The sequence below is a fragment of the Aeromonas sp. genome (genome assembly GCF_050252055.1).
GTDB classification, from domain to species: Bacteria; Pseudomonadota; Gammaproteobacteria; order Enterobacterales; family Aeromonadaceae; genus Aeromonas; species Aeromonas caviae.
Genome location: NZ_JBFWLQ010000005.1, coordinates 33308 through 48407 on the forward strand (window position 1 = coordinate 33308; position 15100 = coordinate 48407).

The window sequence follows — 15100 nt, forward strand, 5'->3', positions numbered from 1 at the left end:
GGGGTTTTGTCCCCCGATCACCCTATTTGATCACCAGATCCGTCAGGGGCACGGCGCAGCAGGTGAGGATCTTGCCCTCGGCCCGCTCGGCGGCGCTGATGGCGGGGGCATCGGGGTGATCCACCTCGCCCGAGACCAGGGTCTGCTTGCAACTGCCGCAGATGCCGGCACGGCAGCTCCAGGGCAGCTCTACCCCCTGCTTGTTGGCCTGATCCAGCACGGTGCCCTGGTTGTTGCCCGCAAACTCCCGCTCGCCGATACGCAGTTGCACCGCCTGATGGGGGCGGGCTACCGAGAGCAGGGCCCCGCCAAAGCTCTCCTGGCGGATGCGCCCGGCCGGTACGCCGAGAGCGGTCAGCCGGTTGGCTGCATCGGCCATGAAGCCGTGAGGGCCGCAGATGAACACCTCCCGCTCCTGCAAACCCCGGATCCGGCCCAGATGATCGTCATTCAGACGGCCGCTGAGTCCCTGCCAGTGTTTGTCAGGCTGGCTCAGGATCAGGGTGAGGGTCATTCCCTGCTGCGCCATGGCGTGCAGCTCGCTGGCGGCAGGGATGTCTGCCTCGCTGCGACACAGGTGCATAAAGTGGACGTCACCGAGCTCCCCCCGTAGTGCCAGAGTGCGGGCAATGGAGAGCATGGGGGTGACACCGGATCCCGCCGAGAGCAGGAGCAGCCTGCGCTCGGACCCTAAGTGAAACTCGCCGGCCGGGGGGGCGGCCAGCAGGTGATCGCCCACGCGCAGCTCATGGTGTAGCCAGGGGGAGAGGCGGCCATCGGCCAGCTTCTTGACGCTGATGCTGTAACGCTCGGGCCGCTCCGGCGTGGAGCTCAGGGTGTAGCGGCGTTGAACCCGTGTGTTTTTGATATCGAGGCTGATGGGCAGGTGCTGTCCAGGCAGGTAGTCGGGCAGGGGCTCGCCGTCGGCGGCCTCGAACCAGAAGGTTTCCAGATCCCGGGCCAGGGGTTCCCGGGCGACGCACACCAGCTCCCGTTTTTTCGGGGCCGCGTTGGGGTAGACCGGCGCCCGGGCCCGCTCCAGCACCTCGATCTCGCTGCCCGCGTCAATCCACCCCTCGTTCAGGGCCACCAGATTCTGGCCGAAGTAGACCTCACCATCTTCGCCACGGCGGTAGCGGGTGAGGGTAGCCAGCGGCTCTTTCAGGGCATTGAAGCGCTCCGTGCCTGCCTCCACCGTGGTCATGATGCAGCGGCTGCACGGCTTGTCCACCCGAAACTCCACCTCGCCGATGCGGATCCGCTTCCAGCCATCCTCCTCGAAGGGGCGGGTGCCGCTCGCCACCAGGTTGGTACGAAACTGGCTCATCTGGTGCAAGGCATCGGATCTCAGGTTGAGATCCTCAAGGGAAGCCTGGCTGATGAGCAGCAAGGGGTAGCCGTCCGCAAAGCTCACCCGGGTGCCGGTCTTCTCCCGAAAACGATCGGATGCCTCCCCGAGCCAGAGCAGGCGCACCGGCTCCCTCGCCACCCGGCTCAGCCACTCATCGGCTTCGGGCCCGGTGTGCAGGGCGGTAAAGCGATCCCCCCAGACACCGGTGTGCTGAGGGGCGCGACTGAACGCCGCCTCCATGAGGGCAAGGGGGGGCAGACCTGGATAGCGCAGTTGCAGCCCCCCCTGGACGGGGGTGGCCACCACCTGCTGCAACTGGGGATGGGTGCGGGCGGTGATAAAGGTGCCATCCGGTTTGACCACCATGTAGCGGCGATCCCCGGCAAGTCCCTCCTGGGTCACCTGGGCGCGCTCCAGCGGCATGCCTGCCGTCGATTTGATGGGGTAGAGATGTATGCTGGCGAGGGTCGGCATGTCCTGGTCCTTGTGCTGTGGCGATTCCTGTGAAGAGGGGAAGATAACGATTCCTGTCCCGGGCGGCAATCTTCTCCTGCTGCCCATGTCGAGGGCGGCGAGGGGGCTCGGGCGACAGGCCCGAATGGCTGCGGGGTGTGACGGGGATCCGGTTGTGAAGGGGGCGACCCATAAAGCGCAACATTTATTGATCCTGATCCACCATGTCGTACAAAAAACGGCCCATCATCGAGCCAGCTTCCAGTTTCTGACGCTTTCGCTTCTTCCCTCTCCGGCCACCGTCTGCCCAGGCAACACGGTATCAAGCGCATTCGGATGGGGCCTGTCACACAAAAAGAAGAAAGCAATGTATGAGCAAACAACTGGATATGACCCCACAGCCGGATCTCTCCCAGAAAACGGGAACAGGCCCGGTCCGCACCCGGCTGCCCGTCTGGCGGCCGGCCCTGCCACCTTGCAACCATGCCTGCCCGGCTGGCGAGAACATCCAGGCCTGGCTCGCCTTGGCCGAAGCGGGCCGCTTTGAGGCGGCCTGGCAACGATTGATCGAAGAAAATCCCCTGCCTGCGGTCCACGGGCGGGTCTGTTATCACCCCTGCGAAAGCGCCTGCAACCGTGCCCAGGTGGATGATGCCGTCTCCATTCACGCCATCGAGCGCTTCCTCGGCGACGAGGCGCTGGCCCGCGGCTGGCAGCCTGCGCCCCCCGCGCCCGCCAGCGGCAAGAAGGTGCTGGTGATCGGTGCCGGCCCCTCCGGCCTCTCCTGCGCCTGGCACCTCAACCGGCTTGGCCATCAGGTGGAGATCCGCGAGGCTGGCCCGCTCGCCGGCGGCATGCTGCGCTTCGGCATTCCCGCCTACCGTCTGCCCCGCGAGATGCTGGATCGGGAGGTGGCCCGCATCGTCGCCGCCGGGGTGACGCTGACCCTCAACCACAAGGTGGAGGATGTGCTCAAGGCGCGTGACGAGGGGAGCTTTGATGCCGTCTTCATGGCCATCGGCGCCCATCTGGCCAAGCGGGTCGACATTCCGGCCCGGGAGGCGGGCAAGATCCTCGATGCGGTGAGTTTCCTCGAGCAGGCCAGTCTGGCCGAAGAGAAAGGATTGCCACCGCCCAAACTGGGACGGCGGGTGGCCATCTACGGTGGCGGCAATACCGCCATGGATGCGGCCCGCACCGCCCGCCGTTTGGGCGTTGAAGAGGCGATGATCATCTACCGCCGCGACCGGGACCATATGCCAGCCCACGCCTTTGAAGCCTTTGATGCCGAGGAGGAGGGGATCAAGATCAACTGGCTGCGCACTATCCGCCAGCTCGACAGTACCAACATCGAGGTGGAGGTGATGGCGCTGGATGCTGAGGGCAAGCCGGTGCCCACCGGCAAGTTTGAAACCCTGGAAGCGGACTCCCTCATTCTGGCGCTCGGTCAGGAAGTTGACTTGAGCGTGCTTGAGAGCATCCCCGGCGTGCGGGTCAACAAGGAGGGAGTAGTACAGGTTGGCGAGAACCTGATGACGGATGTGCCGGGCCTCTTTGCCGGCGGCGACATGGTGCCCTCCGAGCGCACTGTCACCATCGCCACCGGCCACGGCAAGAAGGCTGCACGCCATATGGATGCCTGGCTGCGCGGTCGCCTCTACCACAAACCGCTTTCCTATTCATTGGTGGGGCCGGAGCAGTTGCAACTCTGGTTCCAGACCCACGCCCCGGCCAGCAGTCAGCCGGTCAAACCGGTGTGGGCGCGGGACGACTTTGGCGAGATCATCGGCGGGCTGGATGAGGTGGCCGCCCGCTACGAGGCGGCGCGCTGCTACTCCTGCGGCAACTGCTTTGAGTGCGACGGCTGCTATGGCAGCTGCCCCGAGCAGGCCATCGCCAAGCTGGGGCCGGGTCTGGGGTATCAGGTGGATGCCGAGCGCTGCACCGGCTGCGGTGCCTGCCATGACCAGTGTCCCTGCCACGCCATCGAGCTTCGCCAACCGGAGGAGTCCCAATGAAACATGAACTGATCATGGTTGACGGCAACGAAGCCGCGGCCCGGGTGGCGTACCAGCTGAGCGAAGTGTGTGCCATCTATCCCATCACCCCGAGCTCGACCATGGCCGAACTGGCTGACGCCTGGGCGGCAGAGGGGCAGACCAACCTGTGGGGCAACATCCCCACCGTGGTAGAGATGCAGAGCGAAGGAGGAGCGGCCGGTACGGTACACGGCGCCCTGCAGGCGGGGGCGCTCGCCACCACCTTCACCGCCAGTCAGGGGCTGATGCTGATGCTGCCCAACATGTACAAGATCGCAGGCGAATTGACCTCGGCGGTGTTCCATGTGGCGGCCCGATCCTTGGCGGCGCAGGGGCTGTCGATTTTTGGCGACCATCAGGACGTGATGGCGGCGCGCAGCACCGGCTTTGCCATGCTCGCCTCCGGCTCGGTGCAGGAGGCGCAGGACCTGGCCTTGGTCGCCCACAGTGTCACCTTGCAATGCCGGGTGCCCTTTATCCACTTCTTCGACGGCTTTCGCACCTCCCACGAGGTGAACAAGATAGTCGCCCTGCATCGGGATGAAATTCGCGCCCTTGTCGACAACGACTGGGTGCGCGCCCACCGTGCGCGGGCCCTCAACCCGGATCATCCGGTGATGCGTGGCACCGCCCAGAACCCGGATACCTATTTCCAGTCCCGCGAGAGCGTCAACCCCTTCTACGAAGCAGTACCGGCCCGGGTGCAGCAGTGCATGGAGAGCCTCGGCGAGCTGACCGGTCGCCACTACCGGCTGGTGGAGTACCACGGCGCGCCCGATGCCACCGATGTCATCGTGCTGATGGGCTCGGGGGCCGCCACCGCCCGCACCACCGTGGATTGGCTCAACCGGCAGGATCGCAAGACCGGGGTGCTGGTCATTCGCCTCTATCGTCCCTTCCCGGTACAGGCGCTGCTTGATGCGCTACCCGCCAGCGTGCGGCGCATGGCGGTGCTGGATCGCACCAAGGAGCCGGGGGCGGGGGGCGAGCCGCTGCTGCTGGATGTGCAGAGCGCGCTGATCGACGGTTTGCAGCGAGGCCTTATCAAGCGGCTGCCCTGGCTCAGTGGCGGTCGCTACGGCCTCTCTTCCAAAGAGTTCACCCCCGCCATGTGCGCGGCGGTGTTCGAGGAACTGGCATCCGACGCACCGCGCCCGCGCTTTACCGTGGGGATAGTGGATGATGTGTCGGGCCTCAGTCTGGCCTGGCACCTCATCGGCGATCTCGAACCCCCTAGCCGGGTGCGGGCGCTCTTCTTCGGCCTTGGCGCCGACGGCACGGTGGGCGCCAACAAGAACAGCATCAAGATCATCGGCGAGCTGGAGGGGTTCCACGCCCAGGGCTACTTCGTCTACGACTCCAAGAAGTCGGGCTCGCGCACCGTCTCCCACCTGCGCTTTGGCCCCGAGCCCATCGACGCCCCCTGGCTTATCGAGCAGGCGAGCTTTATCGGTTGCCACCAGTGGGGCTTCGCCGAATCGGTCGATCTGCTGGAGCACGCCGCGGAAGGGGCGACCCTGCTGCTCAATGCCCCCCATGAGCCCGACCGGGTCTGGGCCGAGCTGCCCGAGCGGCTGCGCGCCCGCATCCGCGCCCTAAATATCCAGCTCTACTGCATCGACGGGGATCGGGTGGCCGAGCGCAACGGCATGGGCAATCGCATCAACACCATCATGCAGACCTGTTTCTTCGCGCTGGCTGGCATCTTGCCGCGGGATGAGGCGATTGCGCTGATCAAGGAGAGCATCGAGAAGAGCTATGCCCGCAAGGGGCCCGAAGTGGTCGAGCGCAACTTCGCGGCGGTGGACGACACCCTGGCCCACCTCCATCAGGTGGCCATCCCGGCCGGTGAGGAGCAGATCAGCGACTATCCGCTGCCGCTGGCACCGGGTGGCTGCGAGTTTGTCCAACGGGTCACTGGCGAGATGCTGGCGGGGCGCGGCGATTTGATCCCTGTCTCCATGCTGCCGGTGGATGGTACTTACCCCACTGCCACCAGCCGCTTCGAGAAGCGGGATATCGCCCGCGAGATCCCGATTTGGCATTCGGATATCTGCATCCAGTGTGGCAACTGTGTCTTTGTCTGCCCCCACGCGGCGCTGCGGGCCAAGTTCTACCATCAGGACTGGCTGGCGACCGCCCCCGAGGCCGCTCAGTCGGTGCCCGTCACCGCCAGGGGTTTCCCCGACAGCCGCTACACCTTGCAACTCTATCCGGAGGATTGCACCGGTTGTGGCCAGTGTGTGCAGGCTTGTCCGGTAAGGGCCGGGGCTGATGAGGAACACGAGGGCGAGCGCGCCATCGCCATGATGGACAAGGCGCCGCACCTTGCTGGCCAGAAACAGGCGCTGCGCTGGTTCGAGAGTTTGCCTTGGCCTGCTCGCGAGCGGGTGGACTTCTCCACTGTGCGCGGCACCCAGTTCCTCGAACCCCTGTTCGAGTTCTCCGGTGCCTGCGCCGGTTGTGGCGAGACCCCGTACCTCAAGCTGCTGACCCAGCTGTTTGGGGATCGCATGCTGGTGGCCAACGCCACCGGCTGCTCCTCCATCTACGGCGGCAACCTGCCGACCACGCCGTGGGCCAAGAACGGGGAAGGGAAGGGGCCGGCCTGGTCGAACTCATTGTTTGAGGACAACGCCGAGTTTGGCTTTGGTTTTCGTCTCACCGCCGATCAGCATCACGGGCAGGCGGTAGCGGCTCTCGAAGCGATGAAGGGGGAACTGGGTGAGGCATTGGTCGAGTCGCTTATCAACGCCCCGCAGCGGTTGGAGTCTGAGATCCGCGCCCAGCGAACCCGGGTCGCGCAAGTGCGGGAGCGGCTGGAAGAGGTGAAATCCGGCAAGGCCCGCGAGCTGCTCTCCTTGATTGATCAGCTGGTGCGGCGTTCGGTCTGGATAGTGGGCGGCGATGGCTGGGCCTATGACATCGGCTCGGCGGGGCTCGATCATGTGCTCGCCTCCGGCCGTGATGTGAACGTGCTGGTGATGGATACCGAGGTCTACTCCAACACCGGCGGCCAGATGTCGAAATCGACGCCGCTCGGTGCCGTCGCCAAGTTTGCGGCGGGGGGCAAGACCCTGGCCAAGAAGGATGTGGCGCTGCAGGCCATCTCCTACGGCAACGTCTATGTGGCCCGCATCGCCTTTGGGGCCAACCCGCAGCAGGCGCTGCAAGCCTTGCGTGAGGCCGAGGCCTATCCGGGCCCGTCGCTGATCATTGCCTACAGCCACTGTATCGCCCACGGCATCGACATGGAGCAGGGATTGGCCCAACAGAAGCGTGCGGTCGATTCGGGCCACTGGCCGCTGATGCGCTACAACCCGGTATTGCGCAGTGCGGGGCAGAACCCCTTCAGCCTCGACAGCCTGCGCCCCTCCATCCCCCTCGCCGAATACCGGCAGCAGGAGACCCGTTATCGGGTGCTGGCCCAGAGCCACCCGGAAGAGGCACAGCGGCTGATGCAGGTGGCGCAACAAGTGGCGTGGCAGAAGTGGGCCACCTACGAGGAGATGGCCACCCGCGAGGCCAGCCATTTCCATCCGCCGGTGTGAGGATGGGGTGAAACAGGTATGACAAAGCGGGCCATTGGCCCGCTTCGTTTTCCGGTGCCAAGGGAAGTGGCCGTTGCCGCGCCTCGTGAGCAGCCAACAAAAAGCCCGGCGTCGGGCCGGGCTGGCAGGATAAGTTGCTTATCCAGGTATTCGTCGAGGCGTCTAGTGTGGATGTTGTTTGAGGATGTCGTATATCTCCTCTTTCAGTTTAAGTTTCTGTTTTTTCAGATCCTTCACCTCGGAGCTGTAGTCGCTGGCGTGGTGTTTCTCCAGCTTTCTGATCTCCGCATCCAGGTCGTTGTGCAAGTCAAACTTCTTCTGGAAATGGACATCACTGCTTTTCAGTTTCGAGATGAGATCTCTGTACTCCGGAAACATGTAATGAAGCCTCCTTGTTGTCGTTTGATTGTGCCTGCAAGACCAAAGTACCCCTTACTGCCGGGAAGAAACGTGATCCCGATCCAATTCGGGGCCACGGAATTGCTGCATGGGAAGGGTGATTTTTAACTGTTTGAATTACATGATGATTGCCTACTGACCCAGGGGCAGTAGAGGAAAGAAGCGGGATCCGCTTCACATTCGGGAGAGGGGGTCTGCAACGGGGCGGGCAACAGAAAGGGGCGCGAGGCCCCTGACTGGAAACGGGTGAGCCGTTTACTCTTTTTTCTTTTTCTTCTCGGGCAGGGGCTTGCCGTCTCTGGCAATCACCTTGCCCGCCTCGAAACCGATCTGCGCCGCCAGCTCTTCCAGATCCGGCGCCTTGGCCTCGTTGCCGATGGCGTACTGGTAGTTGGCGATGGAGATCTTCTCCGCCACCGGTGTGCCCGGCACGATGGGTTCGCGCCAGCCCTGACCGATGTGGGCCACCAGGGTGCCGTTCATGATGAGCTCGCCGACGATCTCCTGGGTGGGGATGCCCTTGCCATAGGTGAGGCCCTGCGGGTGCTTCTTGCCGACCAGGGGCTCTTGGCTTGCGGGCATCAGCTTGGTGCGGATCAGCCACTTGGGCGATTTGGTCTTGCCCACCGCCTTGCCGGTCTGGTACTCGTTGATCTTGATGGTCTTGATCATCTGGGCCGTGAACTCCTTGGTCAGGGCCTTCTGGGCTTCGCTGGTCTCGTCGATGACGATGGGGGCCACATACCAGGTCTGGGGAGCCTGCGCCTTGGGGGTCGCCGGGGCGGTTTGCGCCATGGCGAGCGGGCTGAGCAGGATGGCCGTCAACAAGAGTCCGATTTTCTTCATGGTGATTCCGCTTATGTTTCGACAAGAATTTTGTTTTGCCAGCGACGACTGCGCCAGCGCCAGAACATGGCCAGACCGCGCACCCACTCGTCGCAGGCGAGGGCCAGCCAGATGCCTACCAGGCCATAGCCCTGCATGATACCAAGGAAATAGGCCAGGGGAACGGCAATGCCCCACATGGAGACGAGCGCCATGTAGAGCGGGAAACGGGCATCCCCGGTGGCGCGCAGGGCGTTGATCACCACCAGATTGAAGGTGCGACCGGGTTCGAGGATGAGGCTGATGAGGAAGAGCTGCGCCACCTGGGTGATGATGTCGGCGTCGTCGGTGAACAGGCTGATGATGGCGCGGCCGTTGAGGGCGGCGGCGATGGCGATGGCGGCGGTGACGATGAGGCCGAGTTTCAGGCTCTTCATCAGTTGGCGATAGGCTTGATCGAAGCGTCGGGCTCCCGCCAGGTGGCCGATGATGATCTCGTTGCCAAGGCCGATGGAGAGGCCGAACAGCAGGATGAACAGGCAGATCTGGAAGAAGTAGGACTGGGTCGCCAGCGCCTTGTCGCCGAGCAGGCCGACGAAGGCGGTCACCACCATGAACTGCAGCATCCAGGAGAGGTTCTCCCCCGCCGCCGGCAGACCGATGTGCAGTACCTTGTCCAGCATGGCGCGGCTTGGGCGGACGATCTCGGGCAGACGCAGCCGGATGCCGGTCTTGCGCGCCACCAGCCACACCAGCAGCACCACCCCGACGATGCGCCCCGCCACCGTGCTGATGGCGACCCCGGCGACCCCGAGCTGGGGCAGGCCGAACCAGCCGTAGAGCAGCAGCAGGTTGCCGACGAAGGTGATGAGGTTGACGATGAGGGTCACGTACATGGCCTGGCGGGTGTGGCCGTGGGCACGCAGGGTGGCGGCCAGACAGAGGGCCGCCGCCTCCGGCAGCAGGCAAAGCCCGATGATCTGCAGGTAGAGGCTGCCGTCGCTCATCAGGTGGGCAGGCAGGTTCATCAGCGCCAGCATGGTGCCGGCCCCCGCCATGACGCCGACCGCGGCCACCAATCCCACCAGCAGGTTGAAACCGATGGCGGTGTGGATGACGACGCGGGCTTTTTCCTTGTCTCCCGCCCCCAGATACTGGGTGATCACCACGCTGGTGCCGATGCTGACGAAGCTGAACAGGGTGATGGCGAGATCGAAGACCTGGTTGCCCACCGCGAGGGCCGCCACCCCCTGATAGGAGACGTGGCCCACCATGAAGGTGTTGAGGGCCCCGGTCAGAAAGTGAAGGGCCAGATCGATGAACAGTGGCCAGGTCAGGGCGAAGAGGGAGCCCGGGCCCGCGTGGGATTGAGTCTGCATGGGATATCCAGGTGCTGGCGATGGCCCTCGTCAGGGCCAACTGGAGGGGCATTTAACACCAAGCGGGGGCGGGGTGCAATCCTGGTCGCAGGAGGAGGGGGCCTGCGACCAGGGGATGTGTCTCAGACCGGCGTGGCGCCGGCCTCCTGCTCGCTGGGGCGGGTGAGGCGCGCCGAGTCGGGCAGGTCGTCATCGTGCGGCCAGCGGGTGAGCAGGGCATCCGTGGTGCTCTCCACCCCCTCGTCGTCCCGGAACACCGGCTCCCGGTAGCAGCGGGTCATGCGCAGGGCCTGGTACATGTCGGGGCAGAGGATGATGCCATCCTCGCCGACCCGGATCCCCGCCTGTTTGAACCACTGGCTCATCTGGCCGTGACGACCGGCCATCACCATGTGGATGCCGCGCCGCTTGAGCTCCTTGTGCAGCTCTCCCACCATGCTCATGACGCTGATGTCCTGATGGGTGAAGCAGGCCACCGCATCCACCACCAGGCACCTGGGATTGTGGGGATCCTGCACCAGGAGCGCCAGCACCCGCCGCTTGAAGTAGGGGGCGTTGAAGTAGGTGAGCGGGGAGTTGAAGCGGTAGACCAGGATGCCGGGAATCGCCTTGGCCTGCTCGTTGTCTCCCAGGGTGCGCACCACGCCCTCGTCGTCCATGCCGAGCAGCTGGTCGGTGGGGCGCATCACGTTGCGCAGGAACTGGAACAGCCCCAGCAGGACCGCGAGGGTGATGCCCGGAATGACCCCCATGGTGAGCACGCTGACAAAGGTCACCAGGGCGAGCCAGAAGGCGGCGCGGTCCGAGTCGCGCAGAGCCCAGAGGCCGCGAAAATCTGTCAGCGACAGGGAGGCCATCACCAGCACCACCCCGAGGGCGGCGGTGGGAATGTATTGCAGCGGCGCCGTCAGGTAGAAGGTGACCAGGGCGATGACGGCGGCGGCGATGATGGAGACCAGCTGGCTCTTGCCGCCGTTGGCGTCGTTGACCGCGGTGCGCGAATCCGCCCCGCTGATGGCAAACCCCTGGGAGGCGGCGGCGGCCAGGTTCGCCATGCCCAGCGCCCTAAACTCCTTGTCCGCATCAATCTCGTAGCCGTTCTTGGCGGCGAAGCTGCGGGCGGTGAGCATCATGGAGACGAAGCTCACCATGGCAAGGTTGAGGGCGGGCAGCACCAGCTCACGGATAAGCCCGGGGGGAAAGTCCGGCATCTGGAAGGCGGGCAGCCCCGAGCCGATGGTCCCCAGGGTGGCGATGTCGACACGGCCGAGATTGAACAGCCACACCAGTGCTGCCGTCACCACCATGGCCACCATGGAGGAGGGCCAGGCCGGTCTGTAGCGCTTGGCCAGCAGCAGGGTGAGCAGAGCGGTCAGGCTCATGGCCAGGGTGGGCAGATGGGTCTGGGTAATGTAGCTGGTGCCGTTCAGGATCCGCTCTATCAGGTAGCGCTCGCTGAAGGTGAAGCCGAAGATCTTGGAGAGCTGGCCCACCATGATGGTGATGGCCACCCCGTTGAGCAGCCCCATCAGGATGGGGCGGGAGAGAAAGTCTGCCAGCACCCCCAGTTTGAAGCGGCTGGCGATGAGGCACCAGAAGCCGGTCATGGCGGTCATGGTCATCACCAGTTGCCAGTGACGGGTGGGATCCCCGGCGGCGAGCGGCGTTACCACGGCGGCGATCACCGCGCAGGTGGCGGCATCCGGACCGACGATGAGCTGACGGGAGGTGCCAAAGAGGGCGTACACCACCATGGGCAGGATGCAGGAGTAGAGGCCGACGATGGCGCTTACCCCGGCGAGCTCCGAATAGGCGATGGCCACGGGCAGGGCCACGGCCGCGACCGAGAGGCCAGCGCGAAGATCCGGCATCAGCCAGGCCCGCTGGTATTGCAGCAAGGCGGCGAGCCCCGGCAGCCAGCGCTCGAGAGAGAAGAAGTCGCGCATTATTTAACCCATTGAGTTACAAACATCTTTTTCTTAGTGTGCCCAAGGTTGTCAGCCCTTTGCAATCCGCTCATGGCCAGTTCACCACAAGGTCAGGCCAGATGCGTTGCCACCCCTTGGCCCTGACCCGTTCGCTAAAGATACGGCTCTCCTGGCGACAGCGCGGATTGGGGCTCACCACCAGGGACCAGTTGGGGGCAAAGCCGTAGGGGGCCAGCCACTCGAACGCATCGTCTGCCAACAGGCGGACCCCGATGCAGGTGGGTATCTCCACCCAGTGGCTGAGGGCCGAGAGCGAGCTGGCAAAAGGAGGCACCTGCTGGCGCAGATGCATGCGGGCCTGGTTGCGCACCTCCCACAACTGGCCCGGCATCCTGGCGGCGAGCCAGGCTTCGTGATCGGCCTCCTTCAATCCAGTCGGATCAGCGCTGTCCAGATAGATAAGATCGATGTCGTTGAGCGGGGTGGGTTCGGCCTTGTCATGGAGGTGATCCCAGATGAGGTTGCGCACAAACCCCGCCCCCAGGGCCCAGTCGGGCAGGGCCAGCTCCCGCGCAGCCCGGAGGCAATCCATGCGCGGGTGATCAGCCCGCAGCAGGGCCTCGGTGCAGGCCCGCAAGTGCGCCTCCCGCAGCGCCCCGGCTTCAACCGGCATTGCGGCGCAACCAGACGTCGATGTAGCTGCAGCTCGGCACTATGGTGAGCCCCTCAGAGAGGGTCCAGTCGTAGAAGCGGCGGGCCAGCTTGTCGGCAATCCCCTGTCCGCGCAGCTCGGGGGGAACCTGGGTGCTGTAGGCGTCCACCGTGGTGGCGTCCAGCCGGCGATAGGCAAGGCGGGAGATCTTGCCGTCCACGGTGCAGACAAATTGCTGCTGATCGGCCTGGTGAAGGATGTCGCTCATCGGGGGTCCTCTCTGGGTGAATGGGAAGATCAGAACATGGCGGACAGGGTTTGCCAACGCCATTCTTTGCGCCCATGTCGGGCTCGCTTACACTGGCCGGCCTGCGAATGGTCGCAAGGCAAGGTATAGAACATTGAGAGAGGATGGATCCGTCATGGCCTTCGCCACCCTGGACGAGCTGATAGGCAACACCCCGCTGCTGGCGCTGCGCCGCATCAATCCGTACCCCGGCGTCACCCTGCTGGTGAAGCTGGAGGGCAACAACCCCGCCGGCTCCGTCAAGGACAGGGCGGCGCTGAACCTCATCAGGCAGGCAGAGGCGAGTGGTCACTTAGCGCCAGGAGCCCGGCTCATCGAGGCCACCTCCGGCAATACCGGCATCGCGCTGGCCATGGTGGCGGCGTCCCGGGGTTACCGGATGCGACTCATCATGCCGAGCAACATGAGTCAGGAGCGGCGCGACGCCATGCAGGCCTACGGCGCCGAGCTGGTGCTGGTGGAAGAGGGCATGGAAGCGGCGCGAGACCTCGCCCTGGCCATGCAGGCGCGGGGGGAGGGGCTGGTGCTCGATCAGTTCAACAACCCCGCCAACCCGGATGCCCACTACCGCTCCACCGGCCCCGAGATCTGGCGCCAGAGCGGCGGGGCGGTCACTCACTTCGTCTCGGCCATGGGCACCACTGGCACCATCATGGGGGTCTCCCGCTACCTCAAGGAGCAGAACCCGGCGGTGGCGGTGATCGGCCTGCAACCGGCCGAGGGGAGCCAGATCCCCGGCATTCGCCGCTGGCCCGAGGCCTACCGGCCCGCCATCTTCGAGCCTGCACGGGTCGATGGGGTGCTGGATGTGACACTGGAAGAGTCCCTCGTCATGATGCGCCGCCTGGCGCGGGAGGAGGGGATCTGCTGCGGTGTCAGCTCGGGTGGCGCGGTGGCCGGGGCCTTGCGGGTGGCGGCGGAGATCGGGCAGGGGGTGGTGGTGGCGATCATCTGCGATCGGGGGGATCGCTATCTCTCCACCGGGGTCTTTACCCCCGATGCCTGACGGGCAAGGGGCCCGCTACTCCCAGGCCCGCTCCAGCAGGGCCAGCAACTGTTCCCTGTCCGCATCCTTGCGGTTGTAGAGCAGGGCGCCGTCGTTGATGGCGAGATCCCGGATCCCGGGCAGCAGCGCCTTGTCGGTGAGGCCCGCCTCCCGCAGGGTGCGGGGCAGCTTGACCGTCTGCCACAGGGTATCGCGCAGTGCCTGCAATGCCTCGATGGTGGCCTGGGGTCTCCCCTCGGCCGGGGTCGCGGCAAAGCGCTCCGGCCCCACCAGGGGCAGCAGCAGGCGGGCGAGCTCGGGGTCGATGCCGGGCCGGTTGTAGTCGAGCACGGTGGGCAGGAAGAGGTTCATACAGAGGCCATGGGGCAGGTGGCAGCGCGCCCCCAGACTGTGGCCGAGGGCGTGCACCAGCCCCACCATGGAGTTGGAAAACGCCATGCCCGCCAAGGTGGAGCCCTCCGCCAGTTGCAGCCGCAGGCCCTTGTCCGTCGGGTGGGCCAGCACCCTGGGCAGGGCGGTGGCAATCTTCTCCACCGCCATCAGGGCCAGGGCGTCACTGACCGGGTTCTTGCCGTTGCCGATGAAGGCCTCGATGGCGTGGGTCATGGCATCCATGGCGGTGGCGGCGGTGATGGGCAGCGGCAGCCCCAGGGTGAAGCGGGGATCCAGCACCGCCAGCCGGGGCAGCAGGAAGGGGGAGGTGAAGGGCACCTTGCGCCCGCTCCCTTCATCCTTGATCACTGCCACCAGCGTCACTTCGGAGCCGGTCCCCGCCGTGGTGGGGACCACCGCCAGGGGGTTGAGGGGACGGGTCAGACAATCCGCTCCGGCATAGTCGAGCAGCCGCTCGCCCCCCAGGGTCGCCAGTATGTTCACCGCCTTGGCGGTGTCGATGACGGAGCCGCCGCCAAGGGCGAGCAGGCTGTCACAGCCCAGCTCCCGGTAGTGGCGGGCGATCCGCTCCACCACGGCGGTGGAGGAGTCTGCCGGGATCTCGTCCCAGATGGCGGCGACCGGCAAGGCCCCTTCGGCCATCACATCGGCCAGCAGGGTGGCGAGCCCGCTGCCGCTGACCCCCTTGTCGGTGAGCAGCAGCGGGCGGCCAGCCCCCAATCCCCTCAAGGCATCCGGCAACTGTTCCAGTGCCTGCTCCCCCGCCATCAGCTTGACCGGGCAGAAAAAATCGTAATAACGGCTCATCCCGTTCTCC

General features: G+C 65.2%; 11 protein-coding genes. 3 read left to right on the forward strand and 8 right to left on the reverse strand.

Annotated elements, in window-relative coordinates; translation table 11 throughout:
• Positions 1-22: 22 nt before the first annotated feature.
• Entirely contained in the window at positions 23-1825 is a 1803-nt protein-coding gene (locus AB7E19_RS10265; RefSeq protein ID WP_427935158.1) for an MOSC N-terminal beta barrel domain-containing protein, read from the reverse strand.
• A 350-nt stretch (positions 1826-2175) separates the two neighbouring features.
• Between AB7E19_RS10265 and AB7E19_RS10270 the strand changes: the two genes are divergently transcribed.
• Positions 2176-3822, forward strand: a complete 1647-nt coding sequence (locus tag AB7E19_RS10270; RefSeq protein WP_322131437.1) for an NAD(P)-binding protein — start codon at positions 2176-2178, stop codon at positions 3820-3822.
• Positions 3819-7394: a pyruvate:ferredoxin (flavodoxin) oxidoreductase gene (gene nifJ, locus AB7E19_RS10275; RefSeq protein WP_322131438.1), complete on the forward strand. Its 3576-nt coding sequence runs from the start codon at positions 3819-3821 to the stop codon at positions 7392-7394. Before AB7E19_RS10270 ends, nifJ begins: the two co-directional genes overlap by 4 nt.
• Positions 7395-7556: 162 nt before the next feature.
• Here the strand turns inward: nifJ and AB7E19_RS10280 are convergent, their stop codons facing one another.
• From AB7E19_RS10280 to AB7E19_RS10305, 6 genes are all read right to left on the reverse strand, one after another.
• Positions 7557-7772: a YdcH family protein gene (locus AB7E19_RS10280; RefSeq protein ID WP_005313020.1), complete on the reverse strand. Its 216-nt coding sequence runs from the start codon at positions 7770-7772 to the stop codon at positions 7557-7559.
• Between the two features lie 276 nt (positions 7773-8048).
• The gene (locus tag AB7E19_RS10285) at positions 8049-8639 is read right to left on the reverse strand and encodes a hypothetical protein (RefSeq protein WP_039039859.1); all 591 of its coding nucleotides are present in this window, start codon (positions 8637-8639) and stop codon (positions 8049-8051) included.
• Positions 8640-8650: 11 nt separating this feature from the next.
• On the reverse strand, positions 8651-9997 hold the full coding sequence (locus AB7E19_RS10290) for an MATE family efflux transporter (protein ID WP_010674075.1): 1347 nt from the start codon (positions 9995-9997) through the stop codon (positions 8651-8653).
• A 122-nt stretch (positions 9998-10119) separates the two neighbouring features.
• Entirely contained in the window at positions 10120-11943 is a 1824-nt protein-coding gene (locus AB7E19_RS10295; protein ID WP_319907138.1) for a SulP family inorganic anion transporter, read from the reverse strand.
• Positions 11944-12013: 70 nt separating this feature from the next.
• Positions 12014-12598: a nucleotidyltransferase family protein gene (locus AB7E19_RS10300; protein ID WP_042865187.1), complete on the reverse strand. Its 585-nt coding sequence runs from the start codon at positions 12596-12598 to the stop codon at positions 12014-12016.
• Positions 12588-12845: a GNAT family N-acetyltransferase gene (locus AB7E19_RS10305; RefSeq protein ID WP_041215550.1), complete on the reverse strand. Its 258-nt coding sequence runs from the start codon at positions 12843-12845 to the stop codon at positions 12588-12590. Before AB7E19_RS10305 ends, AB7E19_RS10300 begins: the two co-directional genes overlap by 11 nt.
• 154 nt (positions 12846-12999) lie before the next feature.
• On the opposite strand from AB7E19_RS10305, the gene cysM reads away from it, so the two are divergent.
• Complete coding sequence (cysM, locus tag AB7E19_RS10310; protein ID WP_201887773.1) at positions 13000-13890, forward strand: cysteine synthase CysM; 891 nt, start codon at positions 13000-13002, stop codon at positions 13888-13890.
• Positions 13891-13905: 15 nt separating this feature from the next.
• Here the strand turns inward: cysM and AB7E19_RS10315 are convergent, their stop codons facing one another.
• The gene (locus AB7E19_RS10315; RefSeq protein WP_111896656.1) at positions 13906-15090 is read right to left on the reverse strand and encodes an iron-containing alcohol dehydrogenase; all 1185 of its coding nucleotides are present in this window, start codon (positions 15088-15090) and stop codon (positions 13906-13908) included.
• Positions 15091-15100: the final 10 nt, after the last annotated feature.